This is a genomic window from Bradyrhizobium sp. USDA 4510, assembly GCF_054059095.1.
In genome coordinates this window covers 4145479-4163526 of the sequence record NZ_JBSSBT010000001.1, presented here as the reverse complement: position 1 = coordinate 4163526, position 18048 = coordinate 4145479, and the positions used below count along the sequence as shown (strand labels likewise).

The window sequence follows — 18048 nt, the reverse complement described above, 5'->3', positions numbered from 1 at the left end:
GTACACAAAATACTAAGAAGCCTGCCGGTGCGGCTGTTTGCGCCAGCACAACGGCAAAATCGCGGCTGGAAACGATTTCGCGCGCCGCAGATTACCGCTGGGAATAGGTACGGTACGGCCCTTTCGCCTGTCCGCCAGACCCGATATGAATTGCCTTTCATGGCGTTTCGCAACAACCGGGTGCCGGTCGCACGGACGTGAAGCGCGCCAACAACGAAGGTCCGTCGACCTAGCCTTTAGCCTGAAGCGTTTGGAGGAAGTCCATGGCAGCCAAGACAAAATTCCGGGGATCATTCACTGCCTTGGTGACGCCCTTCAAAAACGGCTCGGTGGACGAAGCCGCCTTCCGCGGCCTTGTGAACTGGCAGATCGCCGAGGGCACCCACGGCCTGGTGCCGGTCGGCACCACCGGCGAGAGCCCGACGCTGAGCCACGACGAGCATAAGCGGGTGGTCGAGTGGTGCATCGAGGAGGCCAAGGGCCGGGTGCCCGTGATCGCCGGCGCCGGTTCGAATTCGACCAAGGAGGCGATCGAACTCGCCGAGCACGCCGAGAAGGCCGGCGCCACCGCGGTGCTGGTCGTGACGCCGTACTACAACAAGCCGACGCAGGAAGGCATGTATCAGCACTTCAAGGCGATCAACGATGCGATCGGCATTCCGATCATCATCTACAACATCCCGCCGCGCTCGGTGATCGACATGTCGGTCGACACCATGAAGCGGCTGTTCGAGCTGAAGAACATCGCCGGCGTCAAGGACGCCACCGCGAGCATGGTGCGGGTCTCGCAGCAGCGCGCCGCGATGGGCGAGGATTTCAACCAGCTCTCCGGCGAGGACGCCACCATCATCGGCTACATGGCCCATGGCGGCCACGGCTGCATCTCGGTGACCTCGAACGTCGCGCCGCGGCTGTGCTCGGAGTTCCAGACCGCCTGGCAGAAGGGCGACGTCACCACGGCACTGAAGATCCATGACAAGCTGATGCCGCTGCACACCAACCTGTTCATCGAGAGCAATCCGGCGCCGGTGAAATACGCGATGTCGCTGCTCGGCAAGCTCGACGAGAAGCTGCGCCTGCCGATGGTGCCGGTCACCGAAGCGACCCGCCAGGCGGTCCGCAGCGCCATGGTCCATGCCGGCCTGATCAACTGAGCCGGACCGCGACCGCCGTGAACAGTGCCGTGCGCAATGTCGAGCAGAAGGGGATGGGCATGCTGAAGGAATTCCGCGAATTCGCCATGAAGGGCAATGTCGTCGACCTCGCCGTCGCCGTCATCATCGGTGCAGCCTTCGGCGCGATCGTCACCTCGCTGGTCGGCGACATCATCATGCCGATCATCGGCGCGATCACGGGCGGACTCGACTTCTCCAACTATTTCACCGGGCTTTCCAAGGCCGTGAACGCGACCAACCTCGCCGACGCCAAGAAGCAGGGCGCGGTGCTGGCCTGGGGCAGCTTCCTGACGCTGACGCTCAATTTCCTGATCGTCGCTTTCGTGCTGTTCATGGTCGTCCGCTTCATGAATCAGTTCAAACGCAAGGATGAGGCCAAGCCCGCCGAACCGCCGAAGCCGTCCGACGAAGTCGTGCTACTGACGGAAATCCGCGACCTCCTCAAGAAGAGCTAAAGTGGCCGAGAAGAACGAACGCCCGATCAAGGTTGTTGCCGAAAACCGAAAGGCCCGCTTCAACTACGCAATCGAGGACACGATCGAGGCCGGCATTTCGCTGACCGGCACCGAGGTGAAATCAATCCGCAACGGCAAGAGCACGATCGCGGAATCCTATGCGGATTCCAAGAACGGCGAGATCTGGCTGATCAACGCCAATATTCCTGAATATCTGCAGGCCAACCGCTTCAACCACGAGCCGAAGCGGCCGCGGAAGCTGCTGCTGCATCGCAAGCAGATCAACAAGCTGCTCGGAGCGGTCGACCGCGAGGGCATGACGCTCATTCCGCTGAAGCTGTATTTCAACGAGCGCGGCCGTGCCAAACTGCTGCTTGCGGTCGCCAAGGGCAAGAAGCTGCACGACAAGCGCGAGACCGAGAAGAAGCGCGACTGGAGCCGCGAGAAGGGCCGCCTGATGCGGGCGCGGGGATAGCGTTCAAGTCGTCATTGCGAGGAGCGAAGCGACGAAGCAATCCATCTGTCCAGTGCGCGTCTCTATGGATTGCTTCGCTTCGCTCGCAATGACGACCGAGGGAGATTTGGGTCATGAGCCAATCGAGCCTTACTGACGTCGACTGGAGCAAGATTCCGGCGCCGACGGATGACGGCGGCGCGGGGCATCTGACCGGCATGACGATCCCGCCGGTCAGGCTGCGTGCCACCGACGACACCGCGGTGGCGCTGTCGGCGCTCAAGGGCCGCACCGTGGTGTTCGCCTATCCGCGAACCGGCGAGCCCGGCAAGATCGGGCTGGTCGACGATTGGGATATGATCCCCGGCGCCCGCGGCTGCACCCCGCAGACCTGCGCATTCCGTGATCTGTTCGCCGAGCTGAAGGCGGCCGGTGCCGCCCAGGTGTTCGGGCTGTCGACGCAAAGCAACGCTTACCAGACCGAGATGGCCTCGCGCCTGCATCTGCCGTTCCCGGTGCTGTCCGACGAAGCGCTGGAACTGACGCACACGTTGAAGTTGCCGACGATGTCGGTGGCGGGCCTGACGCTGATCAAGCGGCTCGCGCTGGTGATCGACGACGCGCGCATCACGCATGTGTTCTATCCGGTGTTCCCGCCCGACCGGAACGCCGGAGATGTGCTGGAATGGCTGAAGGCCAATCCGCGGTCGGACTAGCTAGACTAGAGCAATACGAAGTTATGGGGCCGTCGCAGGTCGCGCTGCCAGAATATCGAAAACAACCCCATGCAAAGTAGCCGGCGGCGGCCGGCGTTCACCCAGGCAACTTGACACGTCGGGCAATTCAGGGGTATTTTCTATTATTCCGAAGTCGCGCGAGCGTCCAGCATTTGCATGCTTTGGATAGCGGTTCGCAAAGCGGATACCGGAAGGGGCGCTAGCCGAGCTCCTTGCGCACGGTCGCGAAGACCTTGCGGAACATATCGGTCGTCAACACGCCCGTGTTCGTGTTGTAGCGCGAGCAGTGGTAGCTGTCGTAGAGCTTGAATTTGCCCGCACTATGCACGGCGCCGTGCACAAAGGGCGCGGCAGCCAAACGAACATCCAGTGCCTTGAGAGTCGATTCGTGGGCGATTCGCCCGAGCAGCACGATCGCGCGCAGCTTCGGCATCGCGGCGATGGTGGCGCGGAGGAATTGCCGGCAGGTGTTGATCTCGGCCGGCAGCGGCTTGTTCTGCGGCGGCACGCAGCGCACCGCATTGCTGATCCGGGCGTCGACCAGCTTCAGGCCGTCGTCCGGCCGCGCCTGATAGACGCCGCTGGCAAAACCATATTCGAGCAAGGTCGCGTAGAGCAGATCACCGGCGTAGTCGCCGGTGAAGGGACGGCCGGTGCGGTTGGCGCCCTGCAGGCCCGGCGCGAGCCCCACGATCAACAACCGCGCATTCGGATCGCCGAACGATTCCACCGGCGAGTTGAACCAGTCCGGATGCAGTGCGCGCGCCTGCGCGCGGAAGTCGGCCAGCCTGACACAAAGCTGACAGTTGCTGTCGGGGCGCGTAGCAGCAGCGACGAGATTACTCGTCGAAATCGTCATCGGCTCCCCGTGGGGCCATGGTGGTCGCGCGCTGCAGGAATTGCGGGGAGTGGTGGCGCGGTTCGCGCGGGGCCGGGCGTTCGGACGGATCACGGCCAAGCTTGGATTGCAACTCGACGAGGTCGGTGAAGACGTCGGCCTGGCGGCGCAGCTCGTCAGCGATCATCGGCGGCTGGCTGGCGATGGTGGAGATGACCGTGACGCGAACGCCGCGGCGCTGCACTGCTTCCACCAGCGAACGGAAGTCGCCATCGCCGGAAAACAGAATCATCTGGTCGATGTGCTCGGCGAGTTCCATGGCATCGACGGCGAGCTCGATGTCCATGTTGCCCTTCACCTTGCGGCGGCCGCTGGCGTCGATGAATTCCTTGGTCGCCTTGGTGACGACGGTGTAGCCGTTGTAATCGAGCCAGTCGATCAACGGGCGGATCGACGAATACTCCTGATCCTCGATGATCGCCGTGTAGTAGAACGCACGGAGCAGGGTGCCGCGACTCTGGAACTCCTTGAGGAGGCGCTTGTAGTCGATGTCGAAGCCCAGCGTCTTTGCGGTGGCGTAAAGATTCGCTCCGTCGATGAAGAGCGCGATCTTGTTGGAAACAGGTGACGACATCAAAGTGTTCTCGCGTGGTTGTTAGTGTTCTTAGCGCGGCGGTGATCAACCGCGCGCAATTTCCGGCGTTGCTGCCTAAAGTTCTGTGAATCTTTCCCCACGACAGTCACCACCGCAATTATGGTGAGGCGAGGGCAAAAAGCCTAGATCCTTGACATTGCAATGAAGAGATTTACTCGCCTGGGACAGCAACCTGGCCATGTCGTCAGACGCTCCGGCCCTTCTGGCCCCCGTCAGACCGGGTTATCAGAGCCTGTTCGGAAGGCAAATCACAAATTTTACCTTGCGAAACCGGGGCTAGGCCTATAACTAACCCTCATAACCTACATGTTCGGTCCCTTTTACCACGGAGCGCCTCGAGATGGCTCGCGTCACCGTCGAAGATTGCATTGACAAGGTCGACAATCGTTTCGACCTCGTCCTGTTGGCCGCGCATCGCGCCCGGATGATCTCCTCGGGGTCGCAACTCACGGTTGATCGCGACAACGACAAGAATCCGGTCGTCTCGCTGCGCGAGATTGCCGATTCGACGATCTCGCCGGAAGACCTGAAAGAGGAACTCGTTCACTCCCTGCAGAAGTTCGTCGAGGTCGACGAGCCCGAGCCCGACACCGTGCCGCTGATCGGTTCCGCCGGTGCCAGCGTCGACGCCGACGACACCGAGGTGGCGGTCGAGCGGATGACCGAGGAAGAGCTGCTGAAGGGCCTCGAGGGTCTGGCGCCCCCGGAGGAGCAGCCCGAGGAAGACGAGTAAGCTCGCCGTCGTTTCGAACAGATTTGCCGAAGGCCCGGACATTGCTCCGGGCCTTTGCTTTTGTTGACAATTTTGCTGTTACGGTGCGTCCTACGCGGACGCGGGAAATTGAATGGTTCCAGGGCCCGCGCGGGGTGCTGCTTCATTGGAAAGCGCACTAGATTGAGGAAAGGTGGGACGTTCCGGTCCCGCGCGAGAGGCAGCGAGTTCATGGCGTATCGACGCCGCAGTTCCATCCAGATGCAAGCTGCAACCGAAACGGTCGCGGTGGCGCCGACGTCGTCCACGGCGGAGAGGCCGGCCAAGCCGCGGACGCGAATGATGCGACAATATGACCTTGTCGAGCGCGTCCGCTCCTACAACCCCGACACCAACGAAGACCTGCTCAACCGCGCCTATGTCTACGCCATGAAGGCGCACGGCACGCAGACCCGTGCTTCCGGCGATCCCTATTTCTCGCATCCGCTCGAGGTCGCCGCGATCCTCACCAACCTCAAGCTCGACGACGCCACGATCGTGGCGGCGCTGCTGCACGACACGATCGAGGACACCGAGGCGACGCGGGCCGAGATCGACAATGTGTTCGGCCACGAGATTGGCGCACTGGTCGAAGGCCTGACCAAGCTGAAGCGGCTGGAACTGGTATCGCGCGAGGCCAAGCAGGCCGAGAATTTGCGCAAGCTGCTGCTTGCGATCGCCGACGACGTCCGCGTGCTGCTGATCAAGCTCGCCGACCGGCTGCACAACATGCGCACGCTGGAATTCGTGCCGCCGGCCTCGCGCCGCCGCATCGCCGAGGAGACGCTGGATATCTATGCGCCGCTGGCCGGTCGCATGGGTATGCACGAGATGCGCGAGGAACTCGAGGACCTTTCGTTCTTCGTGCTCGATCCAGAGGCCTATGCGGTGGTCAAGCAGCGGCTCGACTCGCTGGCCGAGCGCAACCGCAATTTGATCGGCGAGATCGAAACCCAGCTCTCCAAGAACCTGCAGAAGAACGGCATCACCGCGCGGGTATTCGGCCGCCGCAAGCAGCCGTTTTCGATCTGGACCAAGATGGAGCGCAAGTCGGTCGGCTTCGAGCAGCTGTCCGATATCTACGGCTTCCGCATCATCCTCGACGATGTCGGCGCCTGCTACCGCGCGCTCGGCATCGTCCACACCACCTGGCCGGTGGTGCCGGGCCGCTTCAAGGACTACATCTCGACCCCGAAGCAGAACGACTACCGCTCGATCCACACCACGGTGATCGGGCCGGGCAAGCAGCGCGTCGAGCTGCAGATCCGCACCGAGGACATGAACCAGATCGCCGAGTTCGGTATCGCCGCGCATGCCTTCTACAAGGAGGGCGCGGGCTCGCCGCACGAGCGGCTGAAGCACGAGTCCAACGCCTTCGCCTGGCTGCGCCACACCATCGGCATCCTCTCGGAAAGCGCCAATCCGGAAGAATTCCTCGAGCACACCAAGCTCGAGCTGTTCCACGACCAGGTGTTCTGCTTCACGCCGAAGGGCAAGCTGATCGCGCTGCCGCGCAACGCCAACGTGATCGATTTCGCCTATGCCGTTCACACCGGTGTCGGCAACAGCGCGGTCGGCTGCAAGATCAACGGCAAGTTCGCGCCGCTGTCCTCCGAGCTGCAGAACGGCGACGAGGTCGAGGTGCTGACCTCGAAGGCACAGTCGGCGCCGCCGTCGGCCTGGGAGGCGCTCGCCCGCACCGGCAAGGCGCGGGCTGCGATCCGCCGTGCCACCCGCGACGCGGTGCGCGACCAGTATGCCGGCCTCGGCCGCCGCATCGTCGACCGCCTGTTTGCCCGTGCCAAGATCGAATACGCCGACGACAAGCTGAAGGGTGCGTTGCCGCGGCTCGCGCGCGGCTCGATCGAGGACGTAATGGCTTCGGTCGGGCGCGGCGAGATCAAGGCCTCCGACGTCGCACGCGCGATGTATCCCGATTACAAGGAAGAGCGGCTGGTGCGCTACGGTGCCAAGAAGGGTCTCGCCGCCAAGCTGAAGACGCAGAACCCGCCGCACCCGGCGCGCGCAACCTCGGTGATCCCGGTGCGCGGCATCAATTCCGACCTGCCGGTGAAGTTCGCGCCGAACGGCGGTGCGGTGCCGGGCGACCGGATCGTCGGCATCGTCACGCCGGGCGAGGGGATCACGATCTATCCGATCCAGTCGCCGGCGCTGAAAGATTTCGAGGAGGAGCCGGAGCGCTGGCTCGACGTGCGCTGGGATATCGACGAGACCATGCCGCAGCGCTTCCCGGCCCGTATCCTGGTCCACAATGTCAACGAGCCCGGCAGCCTCGCCCAGATCGCGACCGTGATCGCCGAGCACGACGGCAATATCGACAACATCCACATGTCGCGCCAATCGCCCGATTTCACGGAGCTGACCATCGATCTTGAGGTCTATGACCTCAAGCATCTCAGCGCTATCATCGCCCAGTTGCGCGCCAAGGCCGTCGTCGCTCGGGTCGAGCGCGTCAATGGGTAACGTCTCGTCGTTGCCGGGCTTGACCCGGCAACCCATCTTTCCAAAAGGATGGATGCGCGGGTCAAGCCCGCACATGACGGGCTAGATTGCAGGTCAAAGAGATGTCCAAAACTCCGCCGCTGCGTCTCGGTATCAATGTTGATCACGTCGCCACCCTTCGCAACGCCCGGGGCGGAGCGCGGCCCGATCCGGTGCGGCTGGCGCTTGCCGCGATCGCGGCCGGCGCCGACGGCATCACCGCGCATTTGCGCGAGGATCGCCGCCACATCCGCGATGAGGACATGGCGCGGCTCAAGGCCGAGATCTCCAAGCCGCTGAATTTCGAGATGGCGGCGACCGACGACATGCTGCGGATCTCGCTCGCCACCAAGCCGCACGCGGTTTGCCTGGTGCCGGAACGGCGCCAGGAGCTCACCACCGAAGGCGGCCTCGACGTGGTCGGCCAGCACAACGCACTGGCGCCGTTCATCGCGCGGCTGGGTGACGCCGGCATCCGCGTCTCGCTGTTCATTGCCGCCGATCCCAGGCAGATCGAGATGGCCGCGAAGCTGAAGGCGCCCGTGATCGAGATCCACACCGGCGGCTGGTGCGACGCTGTGGTCGACGGCCACCAGGACAAGGCGGAGGCCGAATGGAAGCGCATCGTCGCCGGTGCCAGGCTGGCGCAGGCGGCCGGGCTCGAGGTCCATGCCGGCCACGGGCTCGACTATGATACCGCGGAGACGATTTCCGCGCTGCCCGAAATCCGGGAGTTGAACATCGGTTATTTCATGATGGGCGAGGCACTGTTCGTCGGCATCGCCGGGACGGTGCGTGAGATGCGTGCGGCGATGGACCGCGGCCGCGCCAGGGCGCAGGGTGGCGTCAGCGCATGATCATCGGCATCGGCTCCGACCTGATCGACATCACCCGGGTGGCCAAGGTGATCGAGCGCCATGGCGAGCGATTCCTCGATCGCATCTTCACCGACGCCGAGCGCGCCAAGGCGATGCGCCGTGCCAACAACGAGAAGATGGTGGTCGCAACCTACGCCAAGCGCTTTGCCGCCAAGGAAGCTTGCTCCAAGGCGCTCGGCACCGGTATCCGGCGCGGGGTGTGGTGGAAGGACATGGGCGTCGTGAACCTGCCGGGCGGGCGGCCGTCGATGCGGCTGACCGGCGGGGCGCTGGCCCGGCTGCAGGAACTGACGCCCGAGGGCATGCAGGCGCAGATCGACCTTTCGATCACCGACGATTGGCCGTTGGCCCAGGCCTTCGTCATAATTTCGGCGGTTGCCCCCGCCAGATGATCCCGCGGTGCCGGATTCTGCCGGAAAACTTCAGCAAACTAAAAAATCATTGATATTTCAATGAATTGCGAAGTTTTGAGGCGGCGATTGATTGCGCCCCTGCGAACAACCGTCTAAAACGCCGCAGGGTTATATCGAGCGAGACGCTGATTCCGGGTTTAGGCCGGAATTTGCCCTCAAGATCAGAATCAAGGCCATTTTCCTCACGCGAAGGCCGAACGCTTCGCGCGAAGAGAACGTTCTGCCACCGCGTGGACATCAGTCCACGGGAATTGAGAAAGCAATGAGCGTGACCACCGGGACCAAATCTGAAAGCGGCTTGGGCGAGACCATCCGCGTCGTCATCCATGCTCTTCTGATCGCGCTCGTCATCCGCACCTTCCTGTTCCAGCCGTTCAACATCCCCTCCGGGTCGATGAAGGCGACGCTCCTGGTCGGCGACTACCTGTTCGTCTCGAAATATTCCTATGGCTACAGCCACTATTCGATCCCGTTCTCGCCGAACATTTTCTCGGGCCGCATCTTCGGCTCGGAGCCGAACCGCGGCGACATCGTGGTGTTTCGCCTGCCGCGGGATGACTCCACCGACTACATCAAGCGCGTCATCGGGCTGCCCGGCGACCGCATCGAGGTGAAGAGCGGGCTGCTCTACATCAACGATGAGCCGATCAAGCGGGAGCGGCTGAGCGATTTCGTCGGCGAGGATCCCTGCGGCTCGGCGGATGCGACCGCCCGCGTCAAGCGCTGGAAGGAGACGCTGCCGAACGGCGTCAGCTATGAGACGCTGGACTGCACCGACAACAGCTACATGGACAACACCATCGTCTACACCGTTCCGCCCGGGCATTTCTTCATGATGGGCGACAACCGCGACAACTCCACCGACAGCCGCTTCCTGTCGCAGGTCGGCTACGTGCCGTTCGAGAACATCATCGGGCGAGCCCAGATGATCTTCTTCTCGATCGCCGAGGGCGAGCAGGCCTGGATGATCTGGCGCTGGCCGCTTGCCGTGCGGTGGAATCGCCTATTCTCTATCGTGCGATGAACGACGATACCGCATCCATCAACGATCCAGCGCCGACCGGCGAGCCGAGCCAGACGCCTGCCGCCGACGGCACAGCCGCGCCGAAGAAGCGGCGCAGCAAGGCGGCCAAGGCCGCTGAGGAGAAGGCCGCGATCGCCGGCACCGAGGCGCGGATCGGGTACACGTTCCAGGATCCCGCGCTGCTGACCACCGCGTTCACCCACGTCTCCGCGCTGAAGCCCGCCACCCGCAACCGCGCCGACAGCTACCAGCGGCTGGAGTTCCTCGGCGACCACGTGCTCGGGCTGATCGTGTCGGACATGCTGTTCCGGTCGTTCCCCAAGGCCGACGAGGGCGAATTGTCGAAGCGGCTCGCCGACCTCGTGCGCAAGGAGAGCTGCGCCGACGTCGCCAAGGCGCTCGGGCTGCTCGAGGACATCAAGCTCGGCATGGTGAAGGCGGTCGAGGGCGCCCGGCTGCGCAAGTCCGTGCTCGGCGATATCTGCGAAGCGGTGATCGGGGCGATCTTCCTCGACGGCGGCTACGAGGCTGCGCGCCAGTTCGTCGAGCGCAACTGGACCGAACGGATGCACAAGCTGCGCCGGCCGCTGCGCGATCCCAAGACCGTGTTGCAGGAATGGGCCCAGGGCAAGGGGCTGCCGACGCCGGTCTATCGCGAGGTCGAACGCACCGGTCCGCATCACGATCCACAATTCCGCGTTGCGGTCGACCTGCCGGGCCTGGCCTCCGCCGAGGGCCTCGGTGGCAACAAGCGCGCGGCCGAGAAGGCGGCGGCATCCGCGATGATCGAGCGCGAAGGCGTCGGCACCAATGACTGACGAGGCCAAAGGGCAAGGGGACGCGACGCGCTGTGGCTTCGTCGCGCTGATCGGTGCGCCCAATGTCGGCAAGTCGACGCTGGTCAACGCGCTGGTGGGCTCTAAGGTCACGATCGTCTCGCGCAAGGTGCAGACCACGCGCGCGCTGATCCGCGGCATCGTGATCGAAGGCAACGCGCAGATCATCCTGGTCGACACGCCCGGCATCTTCGCGCCGCGGCGCCGGCTTGACCGCGCCATGGTATCGACCGCCTGGAGCGGCGCGCACGACGCCGATCTCGTCTGCGTGCTGCTCGATGCGAAGTCGGGCCTCGACGAAGAGGCCAACGCGATCCTGGCCAAGCTCGAAACCGTCGCGCATCCGAAGATCCTGGTGCTGAACAAGGTCGATCTCGTGCAGCGCGAAAAGCTGCTGGCGCTGGCGCAGGCCGCCAACGAGCGGATGCGCTTCGAGCACACCTTCATGATTTCGGCGCTGTCCGGCGACGGCGTTGCCGATTTGCGCCAGACGCTCGCCAAGCTGGTGCCCGCGGGGCCCTTCCTCTATCCCGAGGACCAGATGTCGGATGCGCCGATGCGGCATCTGGCGGCCGAGATCACGCGCGAGAAGATCTACAGCCATCTGCATCAGGAACTGCCGTACCAGTCGACGGTCGAGACCGACAGCTGGACCGACCGCAAGGACAAGTCGATCCGCATCGAGCAGACGATTTTTGTCGAGCGCGAGAGCCAGCGCAAGATCGTGCTCGGCAAGGGCGGCGCCACCATCAAGTCGATCGGCGCGCAGGCGCGTGCCGAGATCGCCGAGATCATGGGCGTCCCCGTGCATCTGTTCCTGTTCGTCAAGGTGCGCGAGAACTGGGGTGACGATCCCGACCGCTACAAGGAAATGGGACTGGAATTCCCCAAGGAATAAGAGTCGACGCTTGCATGAACGTGCCCAGAAATGTGCTGTGGTTTGAGGTTCTGCTCTATCTGTCGCTGACGCTGGATGCGCTGTCGGTGGCGTTTCAGGACCGCACGCCGACCGTCCTGAAGACCGAGCAGGTGATCATGGGTGAGACCCTGACGGCCGGCTGCATGATCCTGCTCCTGATGTATTTCGTCCGGCTTGCCGCGCAGCACCGCAAGAACTGGCCGCGCTGGGCGCTGCTCGCGGTGCTCGTCTTGTCGTTGATGTCCCTGGTGCAGGTCATCGGCGCAAGGGGCATGGAGATCGACAGCGCCATCGAGGTGGTGTCATGCATTCTGACCACGGCCGGGCTGTATTATTCCTTCACCGGCGACGCGCGGGGCTGGTTCAACGCGTAGCGAATGACGCGTGCGGAAAGCTGCGTTCATCCGCGGAATCCTGCTAGACTCCGCACATGGAATGGACCGACGAAGGCATCGTGCTGGGCGTGCGGCGGCATGGCGAATCCTCCGCCATCGTCGAGCTGTTGACGCGCGAGCACGGCCGCCATCTCGGCCTGGTGCGCGGCGGCGCCAGCTCGCGGATGCGGCCGCTGCTGCAGCCCGGCAACAGCGTCACCGCGGTGTGGCGGGCGCGGCTCGACGAGCATCTCGGCATGTATGCGCTGGAAGGCACGCGACTGCGCGCTGCGACGCTGCTCGGCTCGTCGCATGCGGTCTATGGTGTCACGCATCTGGCGGCGCTGGCCCGGCTGCTGCCCGAGCGCGATCCGCATGAGGACATCTACGAGATGCTGGAGGGGACGCTCGACGATTTCGAGGACGCAGGCGTTGCCGCCGTGCATCTGATCCGGTTCGAGCTCGCGATGCTGACCGAGCTCGGCTTCGGGCTCGACCTGGAAAACTGCGCGGCCACCGGGGAGACCACCGACCTGATCTATGTGTCGCCGAAATCCGGCGGCGCGGTGTCGCGCGCCGCCGGCGAGCCATGGCGCGACCGGCTGTTGCCGCTGCCGGCGTTCCTGCGCGAAGGCGAGGGCGGCGCCAACAGCTGGTCGGACCAGGACCTGCTCGACGGCTTCCAGATCACCGGCCTGTTCCTGCTCCGCCACGTGCTGGAGCCCCGCGGCCAGGGCCATTCCGACGCCCGCGACGGATTTATCAACGCCGTGACGCGGCGGCGGGGCCGGAGCGCGGTTCCGTAAGGCCGATTCGGGCCTTAAATTCCCGCTGATTCGCGGCTTGCCCGATTCAGCGCTAAGGTTTAACGCCTCCCCATGGGAAAACGACAGATACCGCCGGAAGAGCCGGCCGAAATTCACGAGGTGCCGCTGCGTGATGCGCTCGAGGAGCGCTATCTCGCCTATGCGCTCTCGACCATCATGCATCGCGCGCTGCCGGACGCCCGCGACGGGTTGAAGCCGGTGCATCGGCGCATCCTCTACGGCATGGACCTGCTCGGGCTCGACCCGCGCGCCGCGTTCAAGAAGTCGGCCAAGATCGTCGGCGACGTGATGGGCTCGTTCCATCCTCACGGCGACCAGGCGATCTACGACGCCATGGTGCGCCTGGCGCAGGATTTCTCCTCGCGCTACCCGCTGGTCGACGGCCAGGGCAATTTCGGCAATATCGACGGCGACAACCCGGCCGCCTACCGCTACACCGAAGCGCGCATGACCGAGGTCGCGCGCCTCTTGCTCGAAGGCATCGACGAGGACGGCGTCGAGTTTCGTCTCAACTATGACGGCCAGTCGAAAGAGCCGGTGGTGCTGCCGGGCGGCTTCCCGAACCTGCTCGCCAACGGCGCGCAGGGCATCGCGGTCGGCATGGCGACCTCGATTCCGCCGCACAACGCCGCCGAGCTCTGCGACGCCGCGCTGCATCTGATCGAGAAGCCCGACGCCAAGTCGAAGGCGCTGCTGAAATGGGTCAAGGGCCCGGACTTCCCGACCGGCGGCATCGTGGTCGATTCCAAGGAAGCGATCGTCGAGGCCTACACCACGGGGCGCGGCTCGTTCCGCACCCGTTCGCGCTGGACCCAGGAGGAAGGCGCCCGCGGCACCTGGGTGGTCGTCGTCACCGAGATCCCGTGGCTGGTGCAGAAGTCGCGGATCGTCGAGAAGATCGCCGAGCTCATCAACGAGAAGAAGCTGCCACTGGTCGCCGACGTCCGCGACGAGTCGGCCGAGGACGTCCGGCTCGTGATCGAGCCGAAATCGCGCACCGTCGATCCGGCGCTGATGATGGAGTCGCTGTTCCGGCTGACCGAGCTGGAAAGCAAGATCTCGCTGAACCTCAACGTGCTGATCAAGGGCCGCATCCCCAAGGTGGTCGGCCTTGCCGAGTGCCTGCGTGAATGGCTCGACCACCTGCGCGACGTGCTGGTCCGGCGGACCAAATTCCGCAAGACCCAGATCGAGCACCGCCTGGAAGTGCTGGGCGGCCACCTCGTCGCCTATCTGAACCTCGACAAGGTGATCAAGATCATCCGGACCGAGGACGAGCCGAAGCCGGTCTTGATGAAGACCTTCAAGCTCACGGAGATCCAGGCCGATGCCATCCTCAACATGCGCCTGCGCAATCTGCGCCGCCTGGAGGAGATGGAGATCCGCACCGAGGACAAAGATCTTCGCAAGGAGCTGAAGGGCATCGAGGGCCTGCTCGGTTCCGAGACGGAGCAATGGGCCAAGGTCAGCGATCAGGTGCGCAAGGTCCGCGATATCTTCGGGCCGAAGACGCCGCTCGGCAAGCGCCGCACCACCTTCGCCGATGCGCCCGAGCATGACCTCGCCGCGATCGAGGAAGCGCTGGTCGAGCGCGAGCCGTGCACCGTCGTGATCTCAGAGAAGGGCTGGGTACGGACGCTGAAGGGCCATGTCGAGGACCTCTCGGGGCTTGCCTTCAAGACCGACGACAAGCTCGAGCACTCGTTCTTTGCCGAGACCACCTCGAAGCTGTTGCTGTTCGCGACCAACGGCAAGTTCTACTCGCTCGACGTGGCAAAGCTGCCGGGCGGCCGCGGCCATGGCGAGCCGATCCGCATGTTCATCGACCTCGAGCAGGACGCCGCGATCATCTCGCTGTTCGTCAACAAGGGCGAGCGCAAGTTCCTGATCGCGAGCAGCGAGGGGCAGGGTTTTGTCGTCAAGGAAGAGGACTGCGTCGGCAACACCCGCAAGGGCAAGCAGGTGCTCAATGTCGAGATGCCGAACGAGGCCCGCGCGATCACGACCGTGAACGGCGACACCGTTGCGGTGATCGGCACCAACCACAAGATGGTGCTGTTCGGCCTCGACCAGGTGCCGGAGATGGCGCGCGGCCGCGGCGTGCGCCTGCAGAAATACACCAGCGCGTCGCTGTCTGACGTTGCGGTGTTCGACGCCAAGGCCGGCTTGAGCTGGAAGGATTCCGCCGGCCGCGAGCACAGCATGACCATGAAGGAACTGGCCGACTGGCGCGGCAACCGCGCCGACGCCGGCCGGCTCGCCCACGGCCTGCCGAAGTCGAATAAGTTCAATCGCGGCGTGGAGTAACGGTGTTGTAGCCCGGATGAAGCGAAGCGAAATCCGGGAGCTCGCGCCGGATCACCAGTGATCCCGGATTGCGCTGCGCTCCATCCGGGCTACGGGGGCTCAGTGCGCGGTGTGATAGTATCCACATTTCACCGCGCTATAACCGTCGCCGACGACATCGGGCGACGGTTGCCATGGCGCACAATCACGACCACGACCACAGCGGTCATTCTCACGGACATGCCGGGCATTCCCATGCCGGGCACAGCCACGCGCCCGACAGTTTCGGCACGGCCTTTGCGGTCGGCGCGTCGCTGAACACCGCTTTCGTCGTCGCGGAGCTGATCTTCGGCTATTCCGCCAACTCGTTGGCGCTGGTCTCCGACGCGGTTCACAATCTCTCCGACGTCATCGCGCTGCTGTTGGCCTGGGGCGGGGCATGGCTCGCCGGCAGGCGGCCGACCGATACTCACACCTATGGCTACCGTCGCGCCTCGATCCTGGCGGCGCTGTTCAATGCCGGGTTGCTCCTGATCGCGGTCGGCGGCATCGCGGTCGAGGCGATCAATCGCTTGCGCGAGCCGGCGGAGGTCGCAAGCTGGACCGTGGTCTGGGTCGCGGCGCTCGGCATCCTGATCAATGGCGGCACCGCGCTGCTGTTCATGCGCGGCCGCGACAGCGACCTCAATGTCCGCGGCGCCTATCTGCACATGGCGGCGGATGCCGGTGTCTCGCTCGGCGTCGTGATCGCCGCGCTCCTGATCATGGCGACCGGCTGGCAGTGGCTCGATCCGGCGATCAGCCTGGTGATCGCCGTGATGGTGCTGCTGAGTGGCTGGGAGCTCGCCCACGACAGCGTCAACCTCGCGCTCGACGCGGTGCCGAGGGGGATCGATCTCAAGCAGGTACGGGATTATCTCATCGCGCTCGAAGGCGTCACCGAGGTGCACGACCTGCACATCTGGGCGATGAGCACCAGCGAGACCGCGCTGACCGCGCATCTGGTGCGGCCCGGCGGACACGACGATGTCTTCCTGCATCACGTCTGCGCCGAGCTCTCGGAGCGGTTCAGCATCCACCACGCGACACTGCAGGTCGAGATCAGCAGCGAGACCTGCCGGCTGGCGCCGGCGGAAATGGTCTAGCCGACGCGGCCGCCACGCACTCGCACTCAATTGATCGATCGACCCATGTCCACGGCTTCCACGGGCGGCGACGACACGGCACATTGCGACCGCGCGAATGGCTGGCGTAATCAACGGAGGGCGACGTGAAGAAGGCAATCGGTCTTGCAATGTTGTTCTTCGCCGTGGGCGCGCTGCCGCATGCGCATGCCGAGCCGGCGAAAGCAGGCGTCGAGAAGCTCTACATCCTCAACTGCGGTGAAGGCGTTGCAGGTGACATTTCACGCTGGTCGCCCGGCGTCAACGAAGGCAAGTCGATGGACTTCGTCGACAATTGCTACCTGATCAAGCATGCCCAGGGCTGGTTCCTGTGGGACACCGGGATTCCCGACGCGGTGGCGGCGATGCCGGACGGCCTTGCGCCGGCTGATCCGAAGGCGATCACCTGGCGGCGGCCGAAGACGCTCGCCGCGCAGCTCGACCAGCTCGGCGTCAAGCCGACGGACATCAAGGCGATCGCCGTGTCGCACACCCATCCCGATCACATCGGCAATGTCGAGCTGTTCCCGGCGGCGATGCTGTATGTGCAGAAGGCGGAATATGAATGGCCCGGCACCAACAACGCGCCGCGCTTCAAGCCTGAGCATCCCGTGACGAAGCTGGAAGGCGACCGCGACGTATTCGGCGACGGCAGCGTCACCATCCTGTCGACGCCGGGCCATACGCCCGGCCACCAGTCGCTGCTGGTGAAGCTGCCGAACACAGGTGCGATCGTGCTGACCGGCGATGCCGTTCACTTCAGGGATAATTGGGACAATCGGCGCGCGCCGAGCATGAACGCCAGCAAGGAGCAGACGCTGGCCTCGATGCAGAAGATCGCCGATACGCTGACGAAAGAGAAGGCGCAGCTCTGGATCAACCACGACAAGGCGCAGCGCGACGGGCTGAAGCTGTCGCCGGAATTCTACGACTGAGCCGCCGTGGCGGTGTTCGCTTTCGACCAGTTTCGAAAAATCTGCGCGGTCTCCTCGTCCATCGGAAAGAAGCTCTCGATGCGCAGCTCCTGCAGCGTGACGTCCTGCGGCGTCCCCAGCGTCGCGATCGTGGTGAACAGCTGCAGGCTGACGTCGCCCTTGCGGAACAGCATCGGCAGCACCGGTCCGGATGCGGGACTTGCCGGCGCGGCCAACGCGGCCTCGACACCGTCATAGGCCAGCAGGCGCTTGAGCAATTCCGCCGTCGCAGTGGTGCCGTCGGCGGCGGCATCGGCCTCGACGCTGCGGACGAAGTAGCCGGCAACCTCGGTCCAGTTGGTGAGATAGGGGCGCAACACACCGGGCGCGACCAGCGCATCGGCGAGGTTGACCGCCGTGCCTGGCGCCAGCGGCCCGACCAGGAATTCCACCAGTTGGCTTGCGCCTGCATTGGCGAGCAGCAGATTCCAGTGCCGGTCGACCACGACCGCCGGGAAGGGCTCCTGCTGTGCCAGGATGAAATCGAGCGCGTAGCGGATCTGGGCGAGCTCCGGCGCGGCGAGGTCGGTTTGCCGCCAGACCGGCGCGAAGCCGGCCGCCACCAAGAGCGCGTTCTGCTGGCGCAACGGCACGTCGAGCGCCGCGGCAAGCCGGATCACCATGTCGCGGCTCGGCGCGGCGCGGCCGAGCTCGAGAAAGCTGAGATGGCGCTGGGAGATATCCGCGCGCCCGGCGAGCTCGAGTTGCGAGTGCCCCTTGCGCTGCCGCCACCAGCGCAGGCTGGCCGAAAAATCGCGCTGCTGCGACATGAATACCTGTGAAGTAG

The 18048-nt window shown here is 64.4% G+C and carries 19 protein-coding genes; 16 read left to right on the top strand and 3 right to left on the bottom strand.

The genetic code is table 11. The features are described from left to right. The first annotated feature begins 263 nt into the window (after positions 1–263). From dapA to ACVMDN_RS19095, 4 genes are all read left to right on the top strand, one after another. A complete protein-coding gene (gene dapA, locus ACVMDN_RS19110; protein ID WP_076834417.1) occupies positions 264–1154 on the top strand; it encodes a 4-hydroxy-tetrahydrodipicolinate synthase in 891 nt (296 codons plus the stop codon). Between the two features lie 59 nt (positions 1155–1213). Then, the gene (mscL, locus tag ACVMDN_RS19105; protein WP_057020874.1) at positions 1214–1630 is read left to right on the top strand and encodes a large conductance mechanosensitive channel protein MscL; all 417 of its coding nucleotides are present in this window, start codon (positions 1214–1216) and stop codon (positions 1628–1630) included. Between the two features lies 1 nt (position 1631). Then, complete coding sequence (gene smpB / locus ACVMDN_RS19100; protein ID WP_076834415.1) at positions 1632–2105, top strand: SsrA-binding protein SmpB; 474 nt, start codon at positions 1632–1634, stop codon at positions 2103–2105. Between the two features lie 113 nt (positions 2106–2218). Further along, positions 2219–2800 carry a peroxiredoxin gene (locus ACVMDN_RS19095; RefSeq protein ID WP_076834413.1) on the top strand — a complete coding sequence of 194 codons (582 nt, stop codon included), beginning with the start codon at positions 2219–2221 and terminating at the stop codon, positions 2798–2800. Between the two features lie 220 nt (positions 2801–3020). On the opposite strand, the gene ACVMDN_RS19090 is transcribed toward ACVMDN_RS19095, so the two are convergent. Together ACVMDN_RS19090 and ACVMDN_RS19085 are read right to left on the bottom strand one after the other, a co-directional pair. Beyond that, positions 3021–3680, bottom strand: coding sequence for a uracil-DNA glycosylase (locus ACVMDN_RS19090; protein ID WP_076834401.1), 660 nt, complete (start codon positions 3678–3680; stop codon positions 3021–3023). Beyond that, on the bottom strand, positions 3661–4293 hold the full coding sequence (locus ACVMDN_RS19085) for a LabA-like NYN domain-containing protein (RefSeq protein ID WP_016844002.1): 633 nt from the start codon (positions 4291–4293) through the stop codon (positions 3661–3663). The genes ACVMDN_RS19090 and ACVMDN_RS19085 overlap by 20 nt, the downstream gene beginning before the upstream one ends. A 361-nt stretch (positions 4294–4654) precedes the next feature. On the opposite strand from ACVMDN_RS19085, the gene rpoZ reads away from it, so the two are divergent. The 12 genes from rpoZ (at position 4655) to ACVMDN_RS19025 (ending at position 17222) form a co-directional block, all read left to right on the top strand. Next, the gene (rpoZ, locus tag ACVMDN_RS19080) at positions 4655–5047 is read left to right on the top strand and encodes a DNA-directed RNA polymerase subunit omega (RefSeq protein ID WP_016844003.1); all 393 of its coding nucleotides are present in this window, start codon (positions 4655–4657) and stop codon (positions 5045–5047) included. A gap of 210 nt (positions 5048–5257) precedes the next feature. After that, complete coding sequence (locus ACVMDN_RS19075) at positions 5258–7549, top strand: RelA/SpoT family protein (RefSeq protein ID WP_057020754.1); 2292 nt, start codon at positions 5258–5260, stop codon at positions 7547–7549. Positions 7550–7650: 101 nt separating this feature from the next. Further along, entirely contained in the window at positions 7651–8424 is a 774-nt protein-coding gene (locus ACVMDN_RS19070) for a pyridoxine 5'-phosphate synthase (protein WP_057020753.1), read from the top strand. Next, complete coding sequence (gene acpS, locus ACVMDN_RS19065; protein WP_021078359.1) at positions 8421–8837, top strand: holo-ACP synthase; 417 nt, start codon at positions 8421–8423, stop codon at positions 8835–8837. Before ACVMDN_RS19070 ends, acpS begins: the two co-directional genes overlap by 4 nt. Before the next feature lie 283 nt (positions 8838–9120). Continuing rightward, complete coding sequence (gene lepB, locus ACVMDN_RS19060; protein WP_028333840.1) at positions 9121–9882, top strand: signal peptidase I; 762 nt, start codon at positions 9121–9123, stop codon at positions 9880–9882. Next, entirely contained in the window at positions 9879–10700 is an 822-nt protein-coding gene (rnc, locus tag ACVMDN_RS19055; RefSeq protein ID WP_057020752.1) for a ribonuclease III, read from the top strand. Before lepB ends, rnc begins: the two co-directional genes overlap by 4 nt. Further along, positions 10693–11616 (top strand): GTPase Era, encoded by a 924-nt coding sequence (gene era, locus ACVMDN_RS19050; protein ID WP_016844010.1) that lies wholly within the window; start codon positions 10693–10695, stop codon positions 11614–11616. Before rnc ends, era begins: the two co-directional genes overlap by 8 nt. A gap of 14 nt (positions 11617–11630) precedes the next feature. After that, the gene (locus ACVMDN_RS19045; RefSeq protein ID WP_057020750.1) at positions 11631–12011 is read left to right on the top strand and encodes a hypothetical protein; all 381 of its coding nucleotides are present in this window, start codon (positions 11631–11633) and stop codon (positions 12009–12011) included. A 56-nt stretch (positions 12012–12067) separates the two neighbouring features. Continuing rightward, the gene (gene recO, locus ACVMDN_RS19040; RefSeq protein ID WP_057020749.1) at positions 12068–12817 is read left to right on the top strand and encodes a DNA repair protein RecO; all 750 of its coding nucleotides are present in this window, start codon (positions 12068–12070) and stop codon (positions 12815–12817) included. Positions 12818–12889: 72 nt separating this feature from the next. Beyond that, a complete protein-coding gene (gene parC, locus ACVMDN_RS19035) occupies positions 12890–15145 on the top strand; it encodes a DNA topoisomerase IV subunit A (RefSeq protein WP_076834399.1) in 2256 nt (751 codons plus the stop codon). Positions 15146–15318: 173 nt separating this feature from the next. Continuing rightward, a complete protein-coding gene (locus ACVMDN_RS19030; protein WP_076834397.1) occupies positions 15319–16269 on the top strand; it encodes a cation diffusion facilitator family transporter in 951 nt (316 codons plus the stop codon). Positions 16270–16418: 149 nt separating this feature from the next. Next, positions 16419–17222 (top strand): N-acyl homoserine lactonase family protein, encoded by an 804-nt coding sequence (locus ACVMDN_RS19025; RefSeq protein ID WP_076834411.1) that lies wholly within the window; start codon positions 16419–16421, stop codon positions 17220–17222. Here ACVMDN_RS19025 and ACVMDN_RS19020 read toward each other — a convergent pair. Continuing rightward, on the bottom strand, positions 17213–18031 hold the full coding sequence (locus ACVMDN_RS19020; RefSeq protein ID WP_076834395.1) for a helix-turn-helix domain-containing protein: 819 nt from the start codon (positions 18029–18031) through the stop codon (positions 17213–17215). The genes ACVMDN_RS19025 and ACVMDN_RS19020 overlap by 10 nt on opposite strands. Positions 18032–18048 lie beyond the last annotated feature (17 nt).

Coding starts and splice junctions, on each gene's coding strand:
- mscL (WP_057020874.1), top strand. CDS start 1,214: ATGCTGAAGGAATTCCGCGAATTCGCCATGAAGGGCAATGTCGTCGAC.
- ACVMDN_RS19085 (WP_016844002.1), bottom strand. CDS start 4,293: ATGTCGTCACCTGTTTCCAACAAGATCGCGCTCTTCATCGACGGAGCG.
- recO (WP_057020749.1), top strand. CDS start 12,068: ATGGAATGGACCGACGAAGGCATCGTGCTGGGCGTGCGGCGGCATGGC.
- lepB (WP_028333840.1), top strand. CDS start 9,121: ATGAGCGTGACCACCGGGACCAAATCTGAAAGCGGCTTGGGCGAGACC.
- ACVMDN_RS19070 (WP_057020753.1), top strand. CDS start 7,651: ATGTCCAAAACTCCGCCGCTGCGTCTCGGTATCAATGTTGATCACGTC.
- era (WP_016844010.1), top strand. CDS start 10,693: ATGACTGACGAGGCCAAAGGGCAAGGGGACGCGACGCGCTGTGGCTTC.
- dapA (WP_076834417.1), top strand. CDS start 264: ATGGCAGCCAAGACAAAATTCCGGGGATCATTCACTGCCTTGGTGACG.
- ACVMDN_RS19075 (WP_057020754.1), top strand. CDS start 5,258: ATGGCGTATCGACGCCGCAGTTCCATCCAGATGCAAGCTGCAACCGAA.
- ACVMDN_RS19030 (WP_076834397.1), top strand. CDS start 15,319: ATGGCGCACAATCACGACCACGACCACAGCGGTCATTCTCACGGACAT.
- ACVMDN_RS19025 (WP_076834411.1), top strand. CDS start 16,419: ATGTTGTTCTTCGCCGTGGGCGCGCTGCCGCATGCGCATGCCGAGCCG.
- rnc (WP_057020752.1), top strand. CDS start 9,879: ATGAACGACGATACCGCATCCATCAACGATCCAGCGCCGACCGGCGAG.
- ACVMDN_RS19020 (WP_076834395.1), bottom strand. CDS start 18,031: ATGTCGCAGCAGCGCGATTTTTCGGCCAGCCTGCGCTGGTGGCGGCAG.
- ACVMDN_RS19045 (WP_057020750.1), top strand. CDS start 11,631: ATGAACGTGCCCAGAAATGTGCTGTGGTTTGAGGTTCTGCTCTATCTG.
- ACVMDN_RS19095 (WP_076834413.1), top strand. CDS start 2,219: ATGAGCCAATCGAGCCTTACTGACGTCGACTGGAGCAAGATTCCGGCG.
- ACVMDN_RS19090 (WP_076834401.1), bottom strand. CDS start 3,680: ATGACGATTTCGACGAGTAATCTCGTCGCTGCTGCTACGCGCCCCGAC.
- rpoZ (WP_016844003.1), top strand. CDS start 4,655: ATGGCTCGCGTCACCGTCGAAGATTGCATTGACAAGGTCGACAATCGT.
- acpS (WP_021078359.1), top strand. CDS start 8,421: ATGATCATCGGCATCGGCTCCGACCTGATCGACATCACCCGGGTGGCC.
- parC (WP_076834399.1), top strand. CDS start 12,890: ATGGGAAAACGACAGATACCGCCGGAAGAGCCGGCCGAAATTCACGAG.